The organism is Kosakonia sp. CCTCC M2018092, assembly GCF_003864115.1.
Taxonomy (GTDB): Bacteria; Pseudomonadota; Gammaproteobacteria; order Enterobacterales; family Enterobacteriaceae; genus Kosakonia; species Kosakonia cowanii.
This window is the reverse complement of record NZ_CP034225.1, coordinates 2,153,014-2,172,757: the sequence shown is the minus strand read 5'-3', so window position 1 is coordinate 2,172,757 and position 19,744 is coordinate 2,153,014. Positions and strand designations below refer to the sequence as shown.

General features: G+C 59.9%; 20 protein-coding genes. 9 read left to right on the top strand and 11 right to left on the bottom strand.

Annotation, left to right across the window (positions count from 1 at the left end; translation table 11 throughout):
* Window positions 1-2: 2 nt before the first annotated feature.
* From EH164_RS10360 to sctU, 9 genes are read left to right on the top strand one after another with little or no spacing between them, the layout of a single operon-like run.
* Window positions 3-869 carry an FHA domain-containing protein gene (locus EH164_RS10360; RefSeq protein WP_124968174.1) on the top strand — a complete coding sequence of 289 codons (867 nt, stop codon included), beginning with the start codon at window positions 3-5 and terminating at the stop codon, window positions 867-869.
* Complete coding sequence (sctN, locus tag EH164_RS10355; RefSeq protein WP_124968173.1) at window positions 869-2,227, top strand: type III secretion system ATPase SctN; 1,359 nt, start codon at window positions 869-871, stop codon at window positions 2,225-2,227. Before EH164_RS10360 ends, sctN begins: the two co-directional genes overlap by 1 nt.
* A complete protein-coding gene (locus tag EH164_RS10350; RefSeq protein ID WP_124968172.1) occupies window positions 2,205-2,669 on the top strand; it encodes a type III secretion protein in 465 nt (154 codons plus the stop codon). Before sctN ends, EH164_RS10350 begins: the two co-directional genes overlap by 23 nt.
* Complete coding sequence (locus EH164_RS10345) at window positions 2,666-3,205, top strand: type III secretion system HrpP C-terminal domain-containing protein (RefSeq protein WP_124968171.1); 540 nt, start codon at window positions 2,666-2,668, stop codon at window positions 3,203-3,205. The genes EH164_RS10350 and EH164_RS10345 overlap by 4 nt, the downstream gene beginning before the upstream one ends.
* Complete coding sequence (locus EH164_RS10340) at window positions 3,202-4,245, top strand: FliM/FliN family flagellar motor switch protein (protein ID WP_124968170.1); 1,044 nt, start codon at window positions 3,202-3,204, stop codon at window positions 4,243-4,245. The genes EH164_RS10345 and EH164_RS10340 overlap by 4 nt, the downstream gene beginning before the upstream one ends.
* A 5-nt stretch (window positions 4,246-4,250) precedes the next feature.
* Window positions 4,251-4,904 carry a type III secretion system export apparatus subunit SctR gene (gene sctR, locus EH164_RS10335; protein WP_124968169.1) on the top strand — a complete coding sequence of 218 codons (654 nt, stop codon included), beginning with the start codon at window positions 4,251-4,253 and terminating at the stop codon, window positions 4,902-4,904.
* A gap of 7 nt (window positions 4,905-4,911) precedes the next feature.
* On the top strand, window positions 4,912-5,172 hold the full coding sequence (gene sctS / locus EH164_RS10330) for a type III secretion system export apparatus subunit SctS (RefSeq protein ID WP_023478855.1): 261 nt from the start codon (window positions 4,912-4,914) through the stop codon (window positions 5,170-5,172).
* Entirely contained in the window at window positions 5,172-5,987 is an 816-nt protein-coding gene (gene sctT, locus EH164_RS10325; RefSeq protein WP_124968168.1) for a type III secretion system export apparatus subunit SctT, read from the top strand. Before sctS ends, sctT begins: the two co-directional genes overlap by 1 nt.
* The gene (gene sctU / locus EH164_RS10320; RefSeq protein WP_124968167.1) at window positions 5,984-7,069 is read left to right on the top strand and encodes a type III secretion system export apparatus subunit SctU; all 1,086 of its coding nucleotides are present in this window, start codon (window positions 5,984-5,986) and stop codon (window positions 7,067-7,069) included. The genes sctT and sctU overlap by 4 nt, the downstream gene beginning before the upstream one ends.
* 18 nt (window positions 7,070-7,087) lie before the next feature.
* Here the strand turns inward: sctU and EH164_RS10315 are convergent, their stop codons facing one another.
* From EH164_RS10315 to EH164_RS10265, 11 genes are all read right to left on the bottom strand, one after another.
* Window positions 7,088-7,501, bottom strand: a complete 414-nt coding sequence (locus EH164_RS10315) for a type III secretion system chaperone (protein WP_124968166.1) — start codon at window positions 7,499-7,501, stop codon at window positions 7,088-7,090.
* A 32-nt stretch (window positions 7,502-7,533) separates the two neighbouring features.
* Window positions 7,534-12,918 carry an AvrE-family type 3 secretion system effector gene (locus EH164_RS10310; RefSeq protein WP_124968165.1) on the bottom strand — a complete coding sequence of 1,795 codons (5,385 nt, stop codon included), beginning with the start codon at window positions 12,916-12,918 and terminating at the stop codon, window positions 7,534-7,536.
* Window positions 12,919-12,980: 62 nt separating this feature from the next.
* Window positions 12,981-13,166, bottom strand: a complete 186-nt coding sequence (hrpT, locus tag EH164_RS10305) for an HrpT family type III secretion system protein (protein WP_094419739.1) — start codon at window positions 13,164-13,166, stop codon at window positions 12,981-12,983.
* Window positions 13,167-13,183: 17 nt separating this feature from the next.
* Window positions 13,184-15,232, bottom strand: coding sequence for a type III secretion system outer membrane ring subunit SctC (gene sctC, locus EH164_RS10300; RefSeq protein WP_124968164.1), 2,049 nt, complete (start codon window positions 15,230-15,232; stop codon window positions 13,184-13,186).
* A 24-nt stretch (window positions 15,233-15,256) separates the two neighbouring features.
* Window positions 15,257-15,484 carry an HrpF protein gene (locus EH164_RS10295; protein WP_124968163.1) on the bottom strand — a complete coding sequence of 76 codons (228 nt, stop codon included), beginning with the start codon at window positions 15,482-15,484 and terminating at the stop codon, window positions 15,257-15,259.
* A gap of 76 nt (window positions 15,485-15,560) precedes the next feature.
* Window positions 15,561-16,157 (bottom strand): type III secretion system stator protein SctL, encoded by a 597-nt coding sequence (gene sctL / locus EH164_RS10290; RefSeq protein ID WP_124968162.1) that lies wholly within the window; start codon window positions 16,155-16,157, stop codon window positions 15,561-15,563.
* Window positions 16,144-16,725 carry a serine kinase gene (locus EH164_RS10285; protein WP_124968161.1) on the bottom strand — a complete coding sequence of 194 codons (582 nt, stop codon included), beginning with the start codon at window positions 16,723-16,725 and terminating at the stop codon, window positions 16,144-16,146. The genes sctL and EH164_RS10285 overlap by 14 nt, the downstream gene beginning before the upstream one ends.
* A 6-nt stretch (window positions 16,726-16,731) precedes the next feature.
* Window positions 16,732-17,496 (bottom strand): type III secretion system inner membrane ring lipoprotein SctJ, encoded by a 765-nt coding sequence (gene sctJ, locus EH164_RS10280; protein ID WP_124968160.1) that lies wholly within the window; start codon window positions 17,494-17,496, stop codon window positions 16,732-16,734.
* A 5-nt stretch (window positions 17,497-17,501) separates the two neighbouring features.
* A complete protein-coding gene (locus EH164_RS10275) occupies window positions 17,502-17,870 on the bottom strand; it encodes an EscI/YscI/HrpB family type III secretion system inner rod protein (RefSeq protein ID WP_124968159.1) in 369 nt (122 codons plus the stop codon).
* Between the two features lie 63 nt (window positions 17,871-17,933).
* A complete protein-coding gene (locus tag EH164_RS10270) occupies window positions 17,934-18,173 on the bottom strand; it encodes a hypothetical protein (protein WP_023478588.1) in 240 nt (79 codons plus the stop codon).
* 141 nt (window positions 18,174-18,314) lie between these two features.
* A complete protein-coding gene (locus EH164_RS10265; RefSeq protein WP_124968158.1) occupies window positions 18,315-19,307 on the bottom strand; it encodes a sigma 54-interacting transcriptional regulator in 993 nt (330 codons plus the stop codon).
* Window positions 19,308-19,744 lie beyond the last annotated feature (437 nt).

Sequence of the window (19,744 nt, the reverse complement as noted above, 5' to 3'; positions counted from 1 at the left end):
TCATGTTCGAACTGCGCGTGCTGTCTGGCCTGCATTTGGGCGCCGCGTTACCCCTCTTCGGCGATCAATGGCTGATTGGCCAGGCCGATGAGGCCGATCTGATGCTTAGCGATGCGCGCGTTACTGCCCGGGCGTGCGAACTACGCCGGGAAGAGACGCAGTGGCTGGCACAGCCGCAGGGTGCGGAGGCTTTTACTGTCAATATTGAAGCGCCTTTCCAGGTCGCCGACGTCTGGCTGTGCGTGGCGCGGATCGACACGCCGTGGGCCGCCTGCCTGCCGCCTGCCACACCGTCTGCGCCAGAGGGTTCTGCTGAAGCAGAGCCACAGGCCGCTCCCCCCGTCGCCGCCAGCAAAGGGTTCTTCACCCGCAGCATCCGCACGCTTTCATGGAGCCTGATGTTGCTGCTCACCCTGACGGTAACCAGCTGGATGTTGCAGCCCACCGTTGCCCAGACCCAGGTTGCCTCCCCGACACCCCAGAGCACGCCAGCAGAGTTACAGGCACCGTTACAGAAAATGTTGCGCGAGCGCGATCTGGCAAAGGTGGTGAAGCTGGATATGCATAACCAGCGGCTGCGTCTGACGGGCCGCCTCAGTAAGTCGCAGATGCAGGTTTTTAACCGAATGCTGGAGCGCTTTAACGCCACCTACACCAGCGCTACCCCGCTGGATAACCAGGTCAAACTGCTGAAGGTCAGCCTGCCCTTCCGGATTGTGCAAATCACCACCGGTAGCCGCGCCAACATCGTCACCGACGACGGGCAACGCCTGTTTGTCGGCGATGAAGTGGACCACCTGCGGCTGGTATCGATCACCAGCGATCAGATTGAGTTTAACGGTCGCGACAACATCAAGGTGAGCTGGTAATGACGGTGGCGCTGGAGGAGTGGTATCAACAGCAGCGGCGGCGGCTGGCAAGCTTTTCACCGGTCGAGAGTTTTGGCCGCATCACCGGGATTAACGGCATATTGCTTGAAAGCAGCCTGCCCCAGGCGCGAATTGGCGATCTCTGCCAGATCGCCCGGGATGACGGGCAGAGCGTGCTGGCAGAAGTCGTTGGCTTCAACCCGCAGCACACGCTGCTCTCCGCCCTCGGCCAGCTTGATGGCATCGCCCGGGGCGCGCGCGTGGTTCCGCTGCGCCTGCCGCACTCGATTGTAGTGTCTGACGCCCTGCTCGGCAGCGTCCTGGACGGCTTTGGCCGCCCGCTCGATGTCGACCAGCCTGGCGCCTTCGCCCTGCCCGGTACGGTGGAGAATGCGGTCGGCGTGCTGGGCGATGCCCCGGCCCCTACCGATCGTCCGCGCATCGATACGCCGCTGCCAACCGGTATTCGCGCGATCGACGGCCCGCTGACTCTCGGCGTCGGCCAGCGGGTCGGGATCTTTGCCGGTGCAGGCTGCGGGAAAACCACCCTGCTGGCGGAGATCGCCCGTAACACCCCCTGCGATGTCATCGTCTTTGGTTTGATTGGCGAGCGCGGGCGCGAATTGCGGGAGTTTCTCGACCACGAACTGGACGAGGCATTGCGCAGCCGTACGGTGCTTATCTGCGCCACCTCCGATCGCAGCAGCATGGAGCGCGCCAGAGCCGCGTTTACCGCCACCGCCATTGCCGAAGCCTGGCGCGACAAGGGCAAAAGCGTGCTGTTGATCCTCGACTCCCTGACGCGCTTTGCCCGCGCCCAGCGTGAAATCGGCCTTGCCCTCGGCGAGCCGCCGGGGCGCGGCGGTCTCCCCCCTTCGGTTTATACCCTGTTACCGACCCTGCTGGAGCGCGCCGGGCAAACCTCCCGCGGCGCTATTACCGCCCTCTACTCGGTGCTGATTGAAGCCGACTCCATGAACGATCCGGTCGCCGATGAAGTGCGATCCCTGATTGATGGCCACATTGTGCTGACCCGCCGCCTGGCGGAGCGCGGGCATTATCCGGCTATCGATGTGCTGGCAAGCCTGAGCCGTACCATGAGCAACGTCGCCACGCGCGAGCATATCCGCGACGCCACGCAGCTGCGGCGCATGATGTCCGCCTGGCAGCAGGTTGAGATGTTAATTCGCCTTGGGGAGTACCAGCCGGGCCACGATGCGATGACCGATGCGGCGGTAGCGGCTCAGGAGGCAATTAACGGCTATCTGCAACAGGCAATGCACGCTCCCAGCGGGTATGACGACACCCTGCACCACTTATCGGAGGTAAGCCAGCATGCGCCGTCATCCGCTGCCTGATAACGACATTGTGACTGATGATGGCAGCGCTGAATTGCAGCAGGCCTTCGCTCTGCTGCTGCCGATTCGCCGCCAGCGCTTACGCCGCTGCGAACGCCTGCAACGGCAAGCGGAGCAGGCGTTATGCGAAACGCAGCGTCAGTCAGCCGAAGCGGAACAACAGCTCGCAGCCGCACAGCAGCACTATCAGCAGTTGCGCGAGAGCTTTGCCGAACATCACCAGGCGGGGCTGCAAAAACAGGAGCGTCTGGTCGAAGGATTGACGGAGGAGCGCCAGGCCAGCGACGCAGTGAGCGGGCAGCGCAACCAGCTGCAACAGTGCCGCACACAGCAGGCCACGCAACAGCAGCAGGTGCAGCACGCGCAGCAGCAAACCCAGGCGCGTCTGCGTGATGTGGAAAAACTGGAATACCTGATGGAGCATAGCGAGGCATTACGATGACAGCTTTACCCCACACCCAGCAAAATAACCCCGCGCCGCCTGCCCGCCCGGAGGTGCCGCGCCGTTCGCCGCAAACAGGAGCGTCAGACGCCGCTAACCCCGAGCGTAAACCCCGCGCCGAGCCGTTTCGCGAAGAGAGCTCGCTGTTTGACGCGCTGTTGCTCCCCACCAGCGACGTGCCGCAACCGCTTATCACACCGTGGGAGGGCCCCGCCTCTTTTGGGCCACAGCTAAGCCATGAGCATGAGCCTCCCGCTTCACCGGCCAGAGCCTGGCAACAGCTGGAGCCGCCCCTGTGCGCCATGGTGGAGAAGCAGCCTGCCGGGCCGGTCGCCATGACGCTGCTGCTGCCCCTGTTAGGTGAAGTGGATGCCCGTCTAAGCCCTTTTGCCGCGGGCTGGGATATCAGCCTGCGTTTTGCGCCAGCGGCGATGAATATGATGGCTGCCCATCAGGAGCGCTGCCGGGAGTCGCTGCGCCGCCGGATGGCCTGCGCCGTGCGCCTGCGCTTTGAGCAGCGCGGAGGCCGGGAATGAAACCCTTGACCCTGCGCACTCTGCCGCGCGAGGAAGCCAGCCTGCGCCGCCGTATCGGCCACGGTGTTGGCTATCCCTTTACCCTTGCGGGTGAAGCGGGTGAGCTTCAGCTCCGGCTGACTCTCCCCGGCGATCGGCCACCGACGCAGCGCTTCTCCTGCCAGGCGGGGCTGTTATCTCTGGCGGGCAGTGAAGCGCTGCTGAGCCTCTTTTCCGCCTGCCCGCTGCTGCCGGAGCCTGGCGCGTGCGCTGAGTGGTACTGGCCGCTCTTTAACCAGCATCTCAGCCCGGCGCTGCGCGCGCTGTTTGGCGACCTGACGCCGCAGGAGGCCACCTGCGCGCCGGTTGACGGTATCTGGCTTGCGATGAGCGTCACGCTCGGCGAGTCGCAGGCGCAGAGTCAGATATACCTTGCGCCCGCCACGCTTACGGCGTTGTTAAACCAGCCTGGCTGGGTTTCGCTGCCTGCACCGCTTTGCAGCGACCTGCCGTTATCGTTGCCGATAGATCTGGGCGTGGTGTCGTTTGCCCCCGCGCAGTTACGCACACTTCGCCCCGATGATGTGGTTTTCCCTGCTACCTCGTATTTTTCCCCGACCGGTCGCGGCGAGCTTCGCCTTGCGCAATTACACCTTGAGGGCGAATTGCTGTTCGAGGAGGGGCATCCTGCCCGTTTTCTTATTACCCGTCTGGAGAATACTTACGTGAATGTGACCCCCGAAGATAATCTGCCTGCCGACACCCCACACCCGGATGAAAACCTGACTGAAACCACGATGCCTGCGGCCTCGCCTTTTGATGCGCTGCCGCTGGCGTTAACCGTGCGCTGCGGTCATCTCAGACTGACGCTGGGTGAGTTAAACCGCCTGGATGTCGGCTCGACGGTAACGGTCGATAACGTGGTGCCCGGTGAAGCGCTGCTGTGTCACGGCGAGTTTCCGCTGGCGAAAGGCGAGCTGGTCGATGTCGAAGGGCGCCTGGGGCTGCAAATTACCCATATGCTGCCGGGCGTGGCGAGCGTCGTGGATGTGAACAGGTGATTCCGATGGAGATGGGGCCGCTAAACCCAATTATGCTGGCGCTGTTTCTCGGCGCGCTGGCGCTGCTGCCGATGATGCTCATTATCTGTACCAGCTTTTTGAAAATCACCATGGTGCTGCAATTGACGCGCAACGCGATGGGCGTGCAGCAGGTACCGCCAACCATGGCGCTTAACGGCATCGCGCTGGCGGCAACGCTCTTTATTATGGCGCCGGTGTTTAGCGATATGACCGACCGGCTGAAAGCGGTCCCGGTCGATTTCAGCAGTATGGAGCGGCTCGAATATACCGCCACTAACGGGATCGAACCGCTGAAAACGTTTATGCGCAAAAACACCGACCCGGACATCGTTATCCATTTGCAGGAAAATGCCCAGCGTATGTGGCCAAAGCGCATGGCTGATTCGGTCACCCCGGACAATATGCTGCTTATTATCCCGGCGTTCGTGCTGTCGGAGCTGCAAAACGGCTTCAAAATCGGCTTTCTGATCTTCATCCCTTTTATTGTCGTGGACCTGATCGTCTCCAATATCCTGCTGGCGCTCGGGATGCAGATGGTCTCACCGATGACCGTGTCGCTGCCGCTGAAAATCCTGCTGTTTGTGCTCATCAGCGGCTGGACGCGGCTGCTCGACGGTCTGTTCTACAGCTATTTATGAGGCCCGCATGGATATTCTGACGCTGTTTCGCCAGGGGTTACTGCTGGTGGTTATTCTCTCCGCGCCGCCGCTGCTGGTGGCGGTGATCTCCGGGGTGATCATTTCGCTGGTGCAGGCCGCGATGCAGTTACAGGATCAGACCCTGCCGTTTTGCATCAAGCTGATGGCGGTCGGCCTGACGCTGGCGCTCACCGGGCGCTGGGTCGGCGTTGAGCTGATGGAGCTGGCGCAGGCGGCGTTTGCCATGATGTCAACGGTCGGCTCCTGATGCTGATAGGTTACCCGCTTACCGACACCTTCAATGCGATCCTCGCGCTATCCCTTGGTATGGCGCGCATCTTCCCCTGCCTGCTACTGACGCCGATATTCTCGTTTAGCGTCATTAAAGGGATGCTGCGCACCGCGATTGCCGTGGCGCTGGCGCTGTTTATCGCGCCGGGTATTAAAGAGCAGATTGACCTGCTTGAGCCGACGATGATGACGCTGGCAGGTCTGGTGCTCAAAGAGTTGTTGATCGGCACTATGATCGGGTTGTTGCTGGCGCTGCCTTTCTGGCTGTATGAGTCTGTCGGTGCGTTATTCGATAACCAGCGCGGCGCATTAATGGGTGGGCAGATCAACCCCCAACTGGGGCCGGATGTGACGCCGCTCGGCAAGTTAATGCAGCAGGTGCTGATATTGCTGCTGGTGACCGGGCTGGGATTATCAACCATCACCCAGGTGATCTGGGACAGCTACCATCTGTGGTCCGCCACCCAGTGGATGCCGTTTCCCAAAGAGGCGGGGTTTCACGTCTGGCTGACGCTGGTGGGGAAAATCTTCAGCGATATGGTGCTCTACGCCGGGCCGCCGGTGGCGCTGATGCTGCTGCTCGATTTTGCCATCGGGATTATGAGCCTCTATAGCCCGCAGCTCCAGGCGACGGCCCTGACGATCCCGCTGAAATGCCTGCTCGGTATGCTCTTTTTTATCCTCTATCTGCCGCTGCTGGACCATCTGGGCAATGCGCGGCTGTATGAGCTGCGCGATCTTATCCATATCCTGCCGCAGATCTTCACCCCTTCCGCCGGGAGCGCGCCATGAGCGAAAAAACCGAAGACGCCACACCGCAAAAACTGAAAGAGTCGCGTAAAAAAGGCCAGGTCAGCCAGAGCCAGGATATCCCTAAGCTGCTTATCTCAATCGGCATCCTTGAGACCATTTTTGCGATGGTCGACTCGAGTATGCAGCGGTTGCAGGCGATGATGCTGCTGCCGTTATCCCGCCTGCGCGACCCGTTTGATCACGCGCTGGAAGAGGTGATAAGTGACAGCGTCACCGTTATGCTGGTGCTGGTCGGTCTCGCCTGCGCCATTGCCATGCTGCTGCGCGTGGTGGGCGGCTGGGTGCAGTTCGGCCCGCTCTTCTCCAGCGAAGCGCTGGCACCAAAACTGGATGCGCTTAACCCGGTTAATCACCTGAAGAATATGTTTTCCGCCCGTCAGTTTACCCAACTCCTGACCAGCATCGTTAAAGCGGTGGTGATAGGCCTGGTGGTATGGCAAGCGATCCTGCCGGACCTCGGCGGCCTTGCCCAGCTGGCGCTTGGCGATCTCAATGGTTTCTGGCAAGGCGTTATGGCGCTGTTTATGAAGGTGTCGCGCCGGGTGCTGATGGTAATGCTGGTGATAAGCCTCTTCGATTTTGGTATTCAGCGCTACTTCTTCCTGAAACAGCAGCGTATGAGCCATGAAGATCTGAAAAACGAGTTCAAGCAGAGCGAAGGCGATCCGCATATGAAAGGCCACCGCCGCCAGGTGGCGCAGGAGATCCTGAATGAGGAGCCGGTTCCCGCCCGCGAGATCAACGTCGAAGAGGCGGATGTGCTGCTGGTTAACCCGACCCATTTCGCCGTCGGCCTCTACTACCGCCCGGATGAAACGCCGCTGCCGCGTCTGCTGTTTAAGGCGTGTGATGAAGAGGCGCGGGCGTTGATTGAAGAGGCGCAGCGTAAAAAGAGACCAGTGATCCGCTTTATCTGGCTCACCCGCACGCTGTGGCGCACTACCCGCGAAGGGGCCTATATCCCACGCGAAACGTTAAATGCCGTGGCCCACGTCTATCGCCTGCTGCGCGAGCTGGAAGATCACTACCTGGATGAGGTGATAGAGATCCGCGAAGAGTAGTGCGCGGATCTGCGCTTATCAGGCTGCCACAATCTCCGGCAGTAACGCCCGCGCCTCACGGGCTTGCTGCATAAACGCCAGCATTAGTGCGCTAAAAGTAGCCGGGGTTAAAGCGGCCAGCGGTTGCTGATAACAGAGCCGCACCTGCTCCTCTTCATCCAGCGCCAGCCAGCAGCCGCGCATGGCATGCATCTCGAAGTTGAGCTTCATTAACAGCCGCCAGGTGGTGAGTTGCTCTGCAAGCTGGGTGGCGGCAAAGAGCTGGCAATGGAGCAGTAGCGTATCGCTTCCCGGCGGTAGCTCCAGCACCACCGCCTCCTGGCCCTGCTCATCCTGCAATGCGCAAACGCCGTTATCGAGAGTCAAAGAGATGCCCTGGCGGCGGCCAAAATCCTCCAGTAGCCGCTGTAGCTGTCGTTGCTGCGTCATCATAAGCTCCTGTAAAAGTGAGATTTAACGCGGGCTTACAGCCGCCCACGCTTCTCCTGAATTTCGGCATTCGTCAGCGCATCCACCAGCGCCTGGCTGGCGTGGGCGATTTCGCCCTCAAGGGTAAAGGCGAGAGGTGACAGTTGGTTTGCACCATAGTTAAAGTTAATTTTTCCGAGGTTACGGCTGACGCTGGCGGCGCTACTGCTCCCGGCGACAAACAGCGGGATGGAGATGCCCTCTTGCTTGCTGTCGGTCTCGCTAAAAGCAATCGATTTGACCCGCAGGCTGTGCCGATCGCGCAGCAGCGCTGCGACCTCCTCCGGCTGGGTTTCATGGCGCAGCCACATTTGCTGAAGCGCATAGCGCCGGTCATCATGTAGCTCAAGGGTCACCACCGCCTGGGTGTTGCGGTTTTTTTGCAACTCGCGGATCGCCTCTTTTAGCAGCGGCTTCTCCTCCATAAAACGGCTGATTGCCTCGGCGGCACTCTCCGGCAGTTCGCTGGCAAACAGGCTGTGCACCACATGCATCAGGTTATTGCTGTCGACTTTGCGCAGATTGTTATAAGTGCTCTGATACTCGGCACTGTTGAGCTGATGGCAGTGCAGCGCGTGCGCCTGGCGTTGTAGATCCAGCGCCCGGGCGCTGTTGATCACACCGTACTGACCATTGTTGGCAGGCGTCAGCGCCAGCAGATGAGTCAGCAGTTTATCGAGCTTATTCGCCGTTGCCTGCGGCTCATCCTGCATAAAGGTGCTGAACGTGTCGCGCTTCTCTTTTGCCTTTGCCGCACCGTCCTCTTTGTTCAACGTCTCAAGCGTGTTGCGTTCGGTTTTAGAAAGCGGACGTAAGGTGCCAGGGTGCGCCTTGCGCGCGCTCAGGCTCGCTTTTTGCAGCGCATTTAGCCCGGCCGAAAGCTCGCTTTTCGCTTTCTCCGGCGGTTTGTCGGCATCCTTTATCTCCTGCAACAGCTTATTGGTTTGCGGATCGTCAAAGTTGCTGCCAGCCTGCTCTATCAGCTTCTCCAGCTGGCGCGGGTGAACCGGCTCAGCCCGGGCAATATCGATGCTCATGCTGTGTTTGGTACGGTTATCAATGCTGGCCTGAATCGTGGTGCTGTTAACGCCAAACAGCGGGATACGCAGGCTAGACGCAGGCCTGGCGGTGATGCCCACTCCGCCGTTAAGTCCGATCCCGGCGCTGGCGGTGTTAAACATCCGCAGGCGGTTATCGCTGCGGCCGAGCGTGCTGCCCGTCGCGCTGTGAGTGGTGGAGCGCTCACGTTGCGCATTCAAAATATTCGCCCCGATCTGCGCCATGCCGCCTGCGCGCACCGTGGCGTTGTTTTTCTTGCCATCACCGCCACCGACGGGAAAACGCAGAGCGCCGCCAGCCATCGCCATTGCCGTGGCGTCAACAGTAAAGTTAAGCGTGGTGCCCTGCTTCACTTTATGGCTGACGCCCTTCTCCAGCAGCTCGCCGGGATTGAGTTCTCCGCCGGTAAGCTGCGCGATAAAGGGTTGAAGCTCCGCTTCGCTCAGCGTAAAGCTGACGCTGTTTTGCAACTGGCGCTGCATGGCGATAGCCACCAGACCACCGAGCCGCACCGAGGGGGCGATGCTGCGGTTGCCGCCAGGCTCCTTTTTGCCGCTCTCGGCAAGCTGACTCAACGGGCTCCAGCCTACGGCACCAAACACCGTACCGGTGCCGCCGCCGTTACGGCTAAAGGTGACATTAATCCCCCCATCGCCGCGGGAGAAGCTGGCGCTGTAAGCGCGATCGAGGTTGCCGCGCACGCCCGGAATGCCAATTACCTCCCCGCCGGGGATCACCGACAGGGTCACCATGCCGCCGTAGTTACGGCCAAAGGCGAAGTTTTCCCCCGGCTCCAGCGCTTTGAGCGTTTTAAGGAGTTGCGCCGCCATCTGCTGCTGGTCGGGGGTTTTCAGCACCGTGCGGGTGGTCATATTCAGACCGTGGTGCGGCTTACTCAGCGCATTAATAAAGGATTTGATGGCGTCATAGCAGGCCTCCAGCTGGCTGTTATTTAAAAAGCCCTGACTGGTGGCTTTCTGCACCAGATTTTCGCCATACTCCTCGTCACGCAAAAAACGCACCCGTTCTTTAATCGCCGCGATCTGCGCCTGGCTGGCCTGCGGGTTAGCATGACAGGCAGCCATCTGATCCACCACCTCGTGCAGGGCAGACATCATTAACCCGTCAAGGATCAGGCGGGATTTCACCAGCCCCATCTCATCATGGGGATCGCGCCTGCGCGCCAGCGGCGGCTGCGCTTTCTGGTGCCGGGCCACCACGCCGTGCGCCTGCAAGTCGCTATCCGCTGTGCTGCTGCCTTCGCGCAGCGGATAGCGCCGGTAGACCTCATCCAGCCGTTTCAGCAGGTTCTCATCATCACTGTAGGGGTTGAGCGCCTGGGTAGCCGCCTTGATCCGCGAAGGGCTAAACGCCTCTTTTTCACGCCCGTCCCCGCGTAACGCGCCCATATGCTGTCCGAGCAGCGTGCCGTGGTGCTGGGCGCTGTCGGCAACCGTGTCGATAAGGTTTTGCAGATGGGCGATAAACTGCCGGTCAAAGTGGCGGGTATCGAGCGCGGCGAGCCGCGCTGCTAAACTCTCCTGCGCCGTCGCGCCAGGCGTTGCCTGTAAGGTTTTAAGCCGCTGATAGAGCTGCGCTTGTTGCGCATAGAGCGGACGCAGCCCGTCACGCCCCTGCCAGTTATGGCGCGTGGCGTACCAGGCGGTTTTCAGGGGTCTTGGCGTGGTTAGCCGGGTATTAATTAAGTGCGCGCCAAGCCGGTCGCGCAGGCGGCTGTTGACATGGTTACCGTCTCGCCCGGTCATTCCGGCGATGCTGGTCTCATACTTCAGCGTCATGCCGCGAATGTTGACACTTTTCGAGGCTTCATCCAGCCGCTCCATCGCTTTTAGCGGCTCAGGGCGGGGAGTGCTGACGGGCAGCGCTGACGGGTCAAACTCCCCCGCTATCAGCCAGCTCGCCTCCCGAGCGATCGGCGGCTGATTTGCGCCCTCTTGCTGTTCATCCCTCCTTTCCTGCGGCATACCGGCCAGCTGCAAAATCGCGCTGCGCCCGCCTTTATCCGCCACCATCAGCGCGCCGCTGGAACTGTTATGCAGTCGCTCTAATGGCCCCAGTTCGCGGGGCAGTGACACCGGCTGCCAGCGCGCATCCGGGCGGCTCCCAGGGGATGCGCGCCACTCCGCTTCCGGCATGGTCCACAGCCTGCCCTGTGAGTCGAGAACATAGAGGTTACGCTTCTGATCGGTGGTGATATCCGTAAGGGTGTTGCCCTCGCCATTAGCAGGCAGCGTGGCGCGGGTGTGCGGTAGCCAGTTGGCGATCCCCGCTTTCGTCAGGGTTTGCATCATCTTATGCGCCTGACGGGTTCCGGCCTGGGTGCGGTGATATTGCAGGGTGTTGGTTTCGCTTATCGCCGCACAGTGCTCGCCATCCAGCGGCGCAATGGCGCGCGCTTTATTACGCTCATCAAACCCCGGCAACGGCAGTTCCACGCTCAGGCTGGCTTTTAACTGCCGCAGGGCGAAACGGTGGTGCGCCCCGTCAATTTTGTCGCTCTTCAGGCTTATCTTAACGCGCGCAGGCAGCCCGTCACGGATCACCCAGCCGCTGCCATCCTGCGCCCGCTTGATGCTATCCGCCTTCTCCTGGCTCGCCTCCCAGCGCCCGGCGTTTTTATCCCAGACATAGAGTTTGCCTTCATGCACCAGCAGTTGCCCGGCGCGGCCAAGGTCGATGCTCTCATGGGCTAAGGGGCGCGGCTGAAACAGACCTTCATGATGATCCAGCACCAGGCTCTCGCTGAGATTCCAGCGCGCCGCAAACTGGCCTTGCGCATTGAGCGTACAGAGGTGTTTCTGGTCAGCACCGCTTTTTACCACCGCCATCAGCTCTCCATCCTGATGGCAGACCAGGCTGCTTAGCATCACCCCTGCGCCCAGTTGCTCCGGCAGCGCCGCCTGCTTCATATCAGGCTGCATAATGATTTCGCTGCCCTCCTGCGCCTGCGGTAATGCGGCGCTCCACAGCCCCCCTTCGCTGTCCAGCGCATAGAAACGCTGGTTATGCAGCGCAACGCCGGTGGCGTGAAAAGCCTGCTTGTCGCCTTCCGCGTTCACTGTTTTGAGGGTGATTTTCTCCTGCTGCTCTTTTTTCGCGCTGAGGATGTTGAGCAACATTACCGACTGTTCGGCGGTTTTCTCATCGCTGAGCAGCAGCAGTGCAGAACCCTGCGCGCTGACGCAATAGGCAGTGATTTTGCCAGTTTTTGCCGACGTCTCGCCGCTGGAGAGGTTATGCAGGGTCTTCTTATCGTAAATGGCATACAGCATGCCGTCAGGCTGCTTGCTTAACTTGCTATAGCTTTTCTCTTCATCTTTATCGACCTGCTCCCAGCGCATGGCGGCTTCGTTTAGCCGGTAGAGACGCCCGTTATGCTCGCGCAACTGCTCCGTAACAGGCTCCCCAGACAGGCTGCCTGCTTCATCACCGCTAGTGAGTTTGCGCTGGTGGCGAAAGATACCGGTCATCAGCGCCTGGGTCGCCTCATCCGGTAATGCTGCAAGCCGCTGCTGTGGGGTTTGATGCTGCCAGCCGGGCACCGGACGGCTACTGGTCAGGCCGACAAACGCCACCGGCGACCCTTGCAGCGTAAAGAGCCTGCCGCCGGGATCCATCAGAAGATGCTGGCAATTATCGTCGCTGGCCTGGTGCGCCAGCCAGCGATGCTGTGGTCGGGCGAGGGTTTCGTTGAGCAGCGCGGTGAGAGGCTCCGACGCGCTCTCAATAACGCTTAAGGTGCCGTTATCCGTAAGCGCCAGGCGGGCAAACTGCGGTTGCAGACCGCCTCGCCGTGTGGCTGCATTCTCTTCCCCCGCGCGGTAGGCCCGCTGTTGCTGGGTATTGCGCTGGCTCTCTTGCAGCGCAGCATAGCGCTCCTCTTCGATGGGGGAAAGCAGGTGGCGGCGGCGTGATGGCCGCGGTTCCGGCTCGCGCATCGGGCGCAACGGCGGTTCGTCGGGCGCGGCTTCACTGTGGCGCCTGCTCGCCGCCTGCGGAGCGCTATTCATCTCATCCGGCGGGCGGGGGCAGCTCGATGCTGCGGGTGTGGATTGAGGGTGGCGCCTTTCCCGCAGGCGGCTGAGGCTCTGGCGCAGGTTTCCCATACGCTGGCGGGCTTCGGCTGCCTGCTGGCGCAGGGTCGGCGCGGCCTGGCTGGCCACCTCCTGATCCAGCGAGCCGCCTGCGGTCTGCTGCGGGCGGCGGGAAAACTGACGTAACGGAATCGCGTTACCAGTGCTGGCGTGCGACACAGATTGCGCCGCACGCAGGCTTCCCAGAAAAGGGAGGTGAATAGCCATGATGATCCTCGCTCAAATACGGCCCCGGCGATCGCCCGGGGTCTGAGACTGCCGAAACGCGGTTAGTTATCGACCGCTATCTGCGTGTAGTCGTTCGGGCCATTACGCAGTTGTGGTTGCCACCAGATAGTCAGCTTATGCAGATCGGACGACGGGCGGCAGCTTACGTCGTTACACCCGGCCTGCGGCCGCGCGCAGGCGCTCAGCATTAGCGCGGCGGCGGCAAGCAACATCATTCGCAGTAACATGCTTTTTCCTTATCAGCTCAGTTGGAGTTTTGTGCTGGTGCGCCGCCAGATGCCGAGAGCAGCGAAGCGCGCGACGGGCGTGCCGGGGCATTGCTGTCAAAGGCGACAAACACCTCCGCCGATCCTCCCGGCGGCAGTTCAGCGCGCGGCCAGACTGCCACCGCCAGCGTGCGATCGCTGCGGCAAACACTCTCATCAAACCGCTGCGTCTGACGGGTGTTATTGGTGATCACCCCAACGGTTATCTGCACGCTGCTGTTGCCGTACCACTGGTGGCGGCGGAAATCGCTCTGGAACGTGCCCGGAATACGGCACAACGCGGAGAGCGTTTGCCCGGTGCCACCACTGGTCATCCCCGTCGGCACCCGGTTCAGGGCCAGGTCACGCATCGCGCCTTCCACCATCCCGCGAATGTCGGTGTATTTATGGCGGTTGGTCACCTCATCCATCGCGTTATTAAGCTGCTCGCGCGACTCGGCAGCGATATAGCGCGAGGGATCGACCTGGTCGCCAATCAAATGCGGCGTAATAATAAATAGCCGCTCACGCTGGGAGGTTTCGTAGCGCGTGGAGGTAAAGAGCTTGCCAATCAGCGGAATGCTGCCGAGGATCGGGATGCGTCGTTCGCGATCGCCCGTCTCTTTGGAGTGGAACCCGCCCAGGACCAGTGAGCGGCGCGCTTCCACCAGCGCCTGGGTGCTGACCGCGGCGTTATGGGTGCCTTGTGCGTCGCCCTCGTCATCTTTATTGAGCTTGCCATCTTCCACATCAACAATGAGCTGGATAGCCGATTTTTGTGAGGTGCTGATGGCGCGTGGCGTCACCCGCAGGCTGGTTCCGGCGGTGACAGACTGAATATCCGCCACCCGCTCGCCAATGGCGCGAATAAAGGCGGTATCGCTGAAATCAATCACCGCAGGCTGATTCTCCAGCGTCAGGATGGTCGGGTTGGCGATAATTGTTGCCGTCCCTTCCCCCTCCATCGCTTCGATACTGGCAAAGAAGCGCTGGAAATCAGTGACAAACAGCGTGCTGGCACCGGAGAGCATATTAGCGCCGCTGGCGACACTGCCGAACTGACCGCCCAGGCTGCTGGAGAAGCGCTTCAGCGCGCTGCGGTCGATATCGACAATCACCGCATCGATCTCAATCAGCTTTTGCGGAACATCAATGGAGTTGATTAACGCCTGGTAAGAGCCGCGGGTTTTCGGATCGTCACGCACCAGCAGCAGGTTGTTACGCACATCCGCCGACACTTTCCCCGCCAGCTTACTGACCGGCGCTTTTTTACGCCCGGAGACCGGCATGTTGCGATTAATCAGCTCATTTAAAATCGTTTGCGACTGTTCACGTGATACCTGCTCATCATCCCCCTGGCCTGATGAGCTGCCACCGGCAGAGGCGCTGCTGGCCTGACCCAGCAGTTCATTCAGAATGGTGGCTACCCCCGGCACCAGTAACTCCTGATCGCGATAGCGAATGGTGCGATCCGCCACTGCCGCGTAGCGCAGCGGGAATGCCATCATATCTTTACTCTCCTCGGCTTCCGGTTTGCTTTCCGATTTCCGGGCAAATTCAGTTATCTGGCGCACATACTCCGGCGGGCCGGTCACCAGCACCACGCCCTCATCCGGCAGTTCGCCCCAGCCGAAGCGTGGCTCCAGCAGGCCGACACCGCGCAGCGCCTCTTTCAGATCCGGCGCGGCTTCCGGCGAAATCTCAATACGCTGAGAGGTTTGCGCGGACTGCGGGCTGACGTAGAGCGTGTCGTTGTAGACAAACCACTGAAAGCGATACTCCAGCGCCAGGCGATTAAGAAACGCTTCCGGGCTGTCTGCGCGCAGTTTACCGGTGACATTGCTGTCGCCCAGCGTGCCAAGATTGATCTCGACACCAAAGCTGGTGGCAAAATCTTCAAGAATAATGCTAAGCGGGGTGTTATCTGCCGAATAGGCATACGCACCGTTTTTCCACTCATCCGGCATACGGGCGTTAGTGATGCCCATACTCAGCACCAGCAGGGTAATGGCCGCCAGCAGGCGGCCCGGAAAAGAAAACGTAAACACGCCTGACTCCTTGCTGACAGGGGCTTAGTTAATAGCGTCGATAATCGCTTTACGGATACCAAACTTAAACTGGGTATATTGCGAGCTAGCCCAGCTGGCGTTGGACATATCCTGCAACCGGTTCTGGAAGGCATACATATCCGCAAGACTGAAGGATTCGCCCGAGATATCGCGGGCAAACTGATAGGCTTCATGATGTTTGCGGGTGGAGTTGGAAGATAACTGACGCTGAAACAGATCGTTTGAACTCATGATGTTCACTCCTCTTGTTAGGCACCACTCTTAAGTGGTGCGGCAAGCGAAGCAGTTCCACGCATTTTGCTTTTTTTTATGCCCCCTCTTCTGCAAGCGAGGGCGCAAGCTGCTGGCGCAGCGTTTGCCAGTCAACCCTCAGTTCGCCCACATCAGTGGTGAGCCGCAAATGGCCTGGCTCAAGCGCCGGGTCGGCGCATAGCGTCCAGCTAAGCTGCGGCTGTGCGGCCAGCCAGCCGTTAATCTCCTGCTCCTGTAGGCTTGCGCAATAGAGCGTCGCCTGCTGCTGGCGCGGATAGTGACGCAATAGCTGTTTGAGCAACGCGTGAAAACGGCGCTCATCGTCCACCTCATCAAGCAGGTGTTGCAGCGCCTCGTTGACGATCTTCCCGGCAAGCACCACCAGCTGCGCCTCTTCGGCGGTGCGCTGCTGCTGCCAGCCAGCAAGCAGCGCCTGCGCTTGCTGCCAGAACGCGGCTTCCCATTCACGCTGGCAGGCCTCCCTTTCAGCTTGCGCCTCGGCGCGTGCCTGCTCGCGGATCGTCTGCGCCTCTTTGTGGGCCAACTCGATAATTGAGGCGGCTTCAAGCCCGAGCGCAATCTCCTCGCGGCGTAGCAAATTACCACCTGGCGCGCTTCCTTCCGCCAGGTGCAGGCGTTTAAGTTTCCACATCGCGCGTCTCTTCCGAATGTTGTTGCACCTGCCAGAGCGCCACTTCCCATAAAGGACGCAGACGATGGACAGGCAGTGAGAGCGCCGGGCTTACCGGCGCGTCGCTGGCAGGAAAGAGCAGCCGCAGGCGTGGCCAGATGGCCGGGAATAACGCTTGCAGCAGGCAGAGGCTGTCGGCGCTGCCGCTGGCGGTGAAGAGCCCGGCGGGCAGCCAGCACTCCGTGCGCATCCCTTTCGCCACACGCCGCAGCCAGATCTTTAACTCAGCGGGTAGCGGCATGGCCCCGGCGCAAATTTCCGCCACCAGAACCAACAGTTGCGCGCGCTGTTCAAAGCTTAAGTCGCTGATTGCCAGCACCATCGGCTCCGGCGCTACCAGCTCGCCCGTTACCCCCAGCGTGCGCTGCCAGCATGCGGCATGCTGGCGCAGATAGTGCCTTTGCAAAGGGGCTGATAAGCGGGCCAGCGGCTGGGTGCGCCAGCTTTCATCGGCCTGTAACCAAAAGTCAGCGTGCCACCAGCGTAGCCAGCGCAGGGCGAGTTCCTCGTCGGGCGCAGCGCTCAGCATAATGCGTCACTTCGCCTGTGCAGCCAGGCGCTTGCGATTTAGTGCCTGTCGAATAAATGCGTTTGCCACCAGTAACAGCAGCAGCACCCCTAAGCAGGTTGTCACTATTTTGACCATGCCGTAACGCTCCGGAGTCAGCTGAAACGGCCCCAGTTGCACTATTTCAACTTTATCTTGCCAGGCTTTCGCCGGGACAAAGACGATCGCCAGATCGCGGTCATCGCGCCCGCCCAGCCCCGGAATACTGGTGGCCACCAGCCGGCGAATGCGCGGCTCGATACTGTCCGGATCGAGGTTTTCGTGATACTTGATAAATACCGAGGCGGAAGCGGGCTGTACCGGCTCGCCGGGGGCGATACGCTCCGGCAGAACCACATGCACGCGCGCCACCACGACGCCATCAATTTGTGACAGTGTCGCTTCTACCTCCTGCGACAGGGCATAGATATAGCGGGCGCGCTCCTCCAGCGGGCTGGAGATAACGCCGCTTTTCTGAAAGACCGCGCCGAGGTTGGTCCGCGCCTGATGCGGCAGCCCGGCGGCATTGAGGATATTCACCGCCCGCTCGATATCACCGCGCGCAACGCTGACACTCACGCCCTCTTTGGAGACCTGTTTTTCCGCCTCGATCTTAAAGCGGCTCAGTTCTGCCACCACATCGTTGGCATCGTTTTCCGAAAGCCCACTGTGCAACTGAGTCTGGTCACCGCAGCCGGTAAGCAGCAGCGCCAGCCACAGGGCGCAGAGGCATTTAATGACAGAGCCATTCATAGGATTCACTGCAGGTTGCTGAGTTTGTCGACTGACTGAACGGTTTTGGCGATCACTTTGGCGTTCATCAGGCTCTCGATGTAGTAATTGGACAGCTGCGCATTGGCGCGGGAGAAATCTTCCGCACTGGAAGATCGCGAAGCGACTCTCAGATCGTGAAAGGCATCTTTTTGCGCTCGCTGGTTGCCGCTAAGGGATTGCAGAACATTACCGACCACGCCCGGCTCTGAAGAAGCCGACGTGCTGCTCTCAGGCGCAGGGCCATTAAGCCGGGCATTAAACCATTGAATATCGTCCGCCGAAGGGGCTTCATCGTAGATGTCGACTGACGGTACCGGTTCGGAAGTAAGCGAGGGAGATTGAGAGACTTTCATCAGCAAAACTCCTGTAGGTGAGTGAGCAGGGAGTCGTGGATAACGTCTCCCTGCCGGAGTCGATTAGTACTGAATTTTGACCTGGGCTGCGGCAGATGCGGCCTGCGCATTACTTTCGGCGATGCCGTTAATGCGCTGGAACTCTACATCGCGATCCATTTTATCGGCCTGGTTTTCCTGCATTCTGTCCATCGCCTGTTGCGATCGAACCATATATTTCGCACCACTATAGGCACCGGCAACCTGAGTGTAAGCAGAGGCGGCGTTGGTGATCCCGTTGGCAAGTAAGCTAGCACCTGACATAGTAATTCCTCGCGTTAATGATGGGTTGTATTTGGGTGTTGCGTTCATTAAGTGATAAACGAAGCCACCTGGTTCCATCGCAAAGAAAAAATTTATGCAGAAAACGCCGTCTGGCCCACCGCGAGAGAGGCGGGCGACATGTCAGGCGGTAAGTTTTAACAGCTTCAGGCGGTGATAGAGGGTGCGCCTGGGGATCCCTAACTCAAGAATAACGTCATCAATACGATTACCGTGCCGTTTCAGGCAGTCGTGGATCAGGCTGCGCTCAATGCGCCGCAGTCGCTCTTTTAATAGCCCGCGCCCCTCCTGCTTTATCTCACAGCACAGCGGCGGCAAGCCCAGCACAAAGCGTTCCGCCGCCGCTTTCAGTTCGCGGATATTCCCCGGCCAGCTATGCAGCAGCAGGGTTTCATCCAGCACGGGCGATCCCGGCGGCAGCGGCTGATTCAGGCGGAGCGCCGCCTCCTGGGTAAAGCGGCGAAACATCGGCAGAATCAGCTCCGGCCGCGATCGCACGGTTGGCGTGGCAAGTTTAATCGTATCGAGGCGAAAGAAGAGATCGCGGCGAAAACGCCCCTGCGCCACCAGCTGCGAGAGCGGAATTTGCGAGGCGGCGACCACGCGCAGATCGAGCTCAATACTTTTGGTGCTGCCGAGTCGCTCCACCGCACGGTTCTCCAGCACGCGCAGCAGCTTGGCCTGCACCGTGAGCGGCATACTGTCTATTTCATCCAGAAACAGCATGCCGTGATTGGCGCTCTCAATATAGCCTGCACGGGACGTGCTCGCGCCGGTAAACGCCCCGGCCATCACCCCGAACAGCTCACTTTCGGCCAGTGTCTCCGGGATGGCCGCACAGTTAACCGCCACCATCGGGCCGCGGCAGCCGGAAAGCTGATACAACCGCCGGGCCAGTGCATCTTTCCCGGTTCCTGTCTCCCCCTCGATCAAGACATCAATTTTTAACGGTGCAATCGTATTTAAAATCTTATACAGATGGGCATGGATATCGGTCACAGGTTCCGGATAACCCGCCGCCGCATGTGGCCGGGAGTCAACCTGGCGTAAAACGTTATCCGCACTCCCCTCATCTGCAGTCCCCTGGATTAACTCTGTCCTGGTAAGACGAACCATACATTCTCCATTAGCTTCACGTAAGCGCGCCTTGCACGGGACGCGCGGGTAATTCAGCGCTTGTGGATTTTTTGGAAGTTGAGCCTGATGTAAAGAATTACAAATTTACAGCGGCCTCACTCTCACTCAATCACGTAATCCCCGCTATCAGTCCAGGATTATTATTTTGTAGGGATAGCCGCTCACCACGTAAGGATTTCCTGACAAGATTTGAAAAAAGAGTCAAAAAAACAACAAATTGAAGAATGCACGGCGGTGACGATAAGTTTCAAAACTCGGAATCCGCGTCACAAACGGAAATTTTCAGGCGGAACTACCCAGCAACAATCACCACTCACAGTGCGAGGTAGCATCAGCCCGAAAGGTAAAATTGTGCAATCAGCATGAATTAGGATTGCAAAATGTTACCGCTACTGCTGCTGCCCAACCGATCGCTG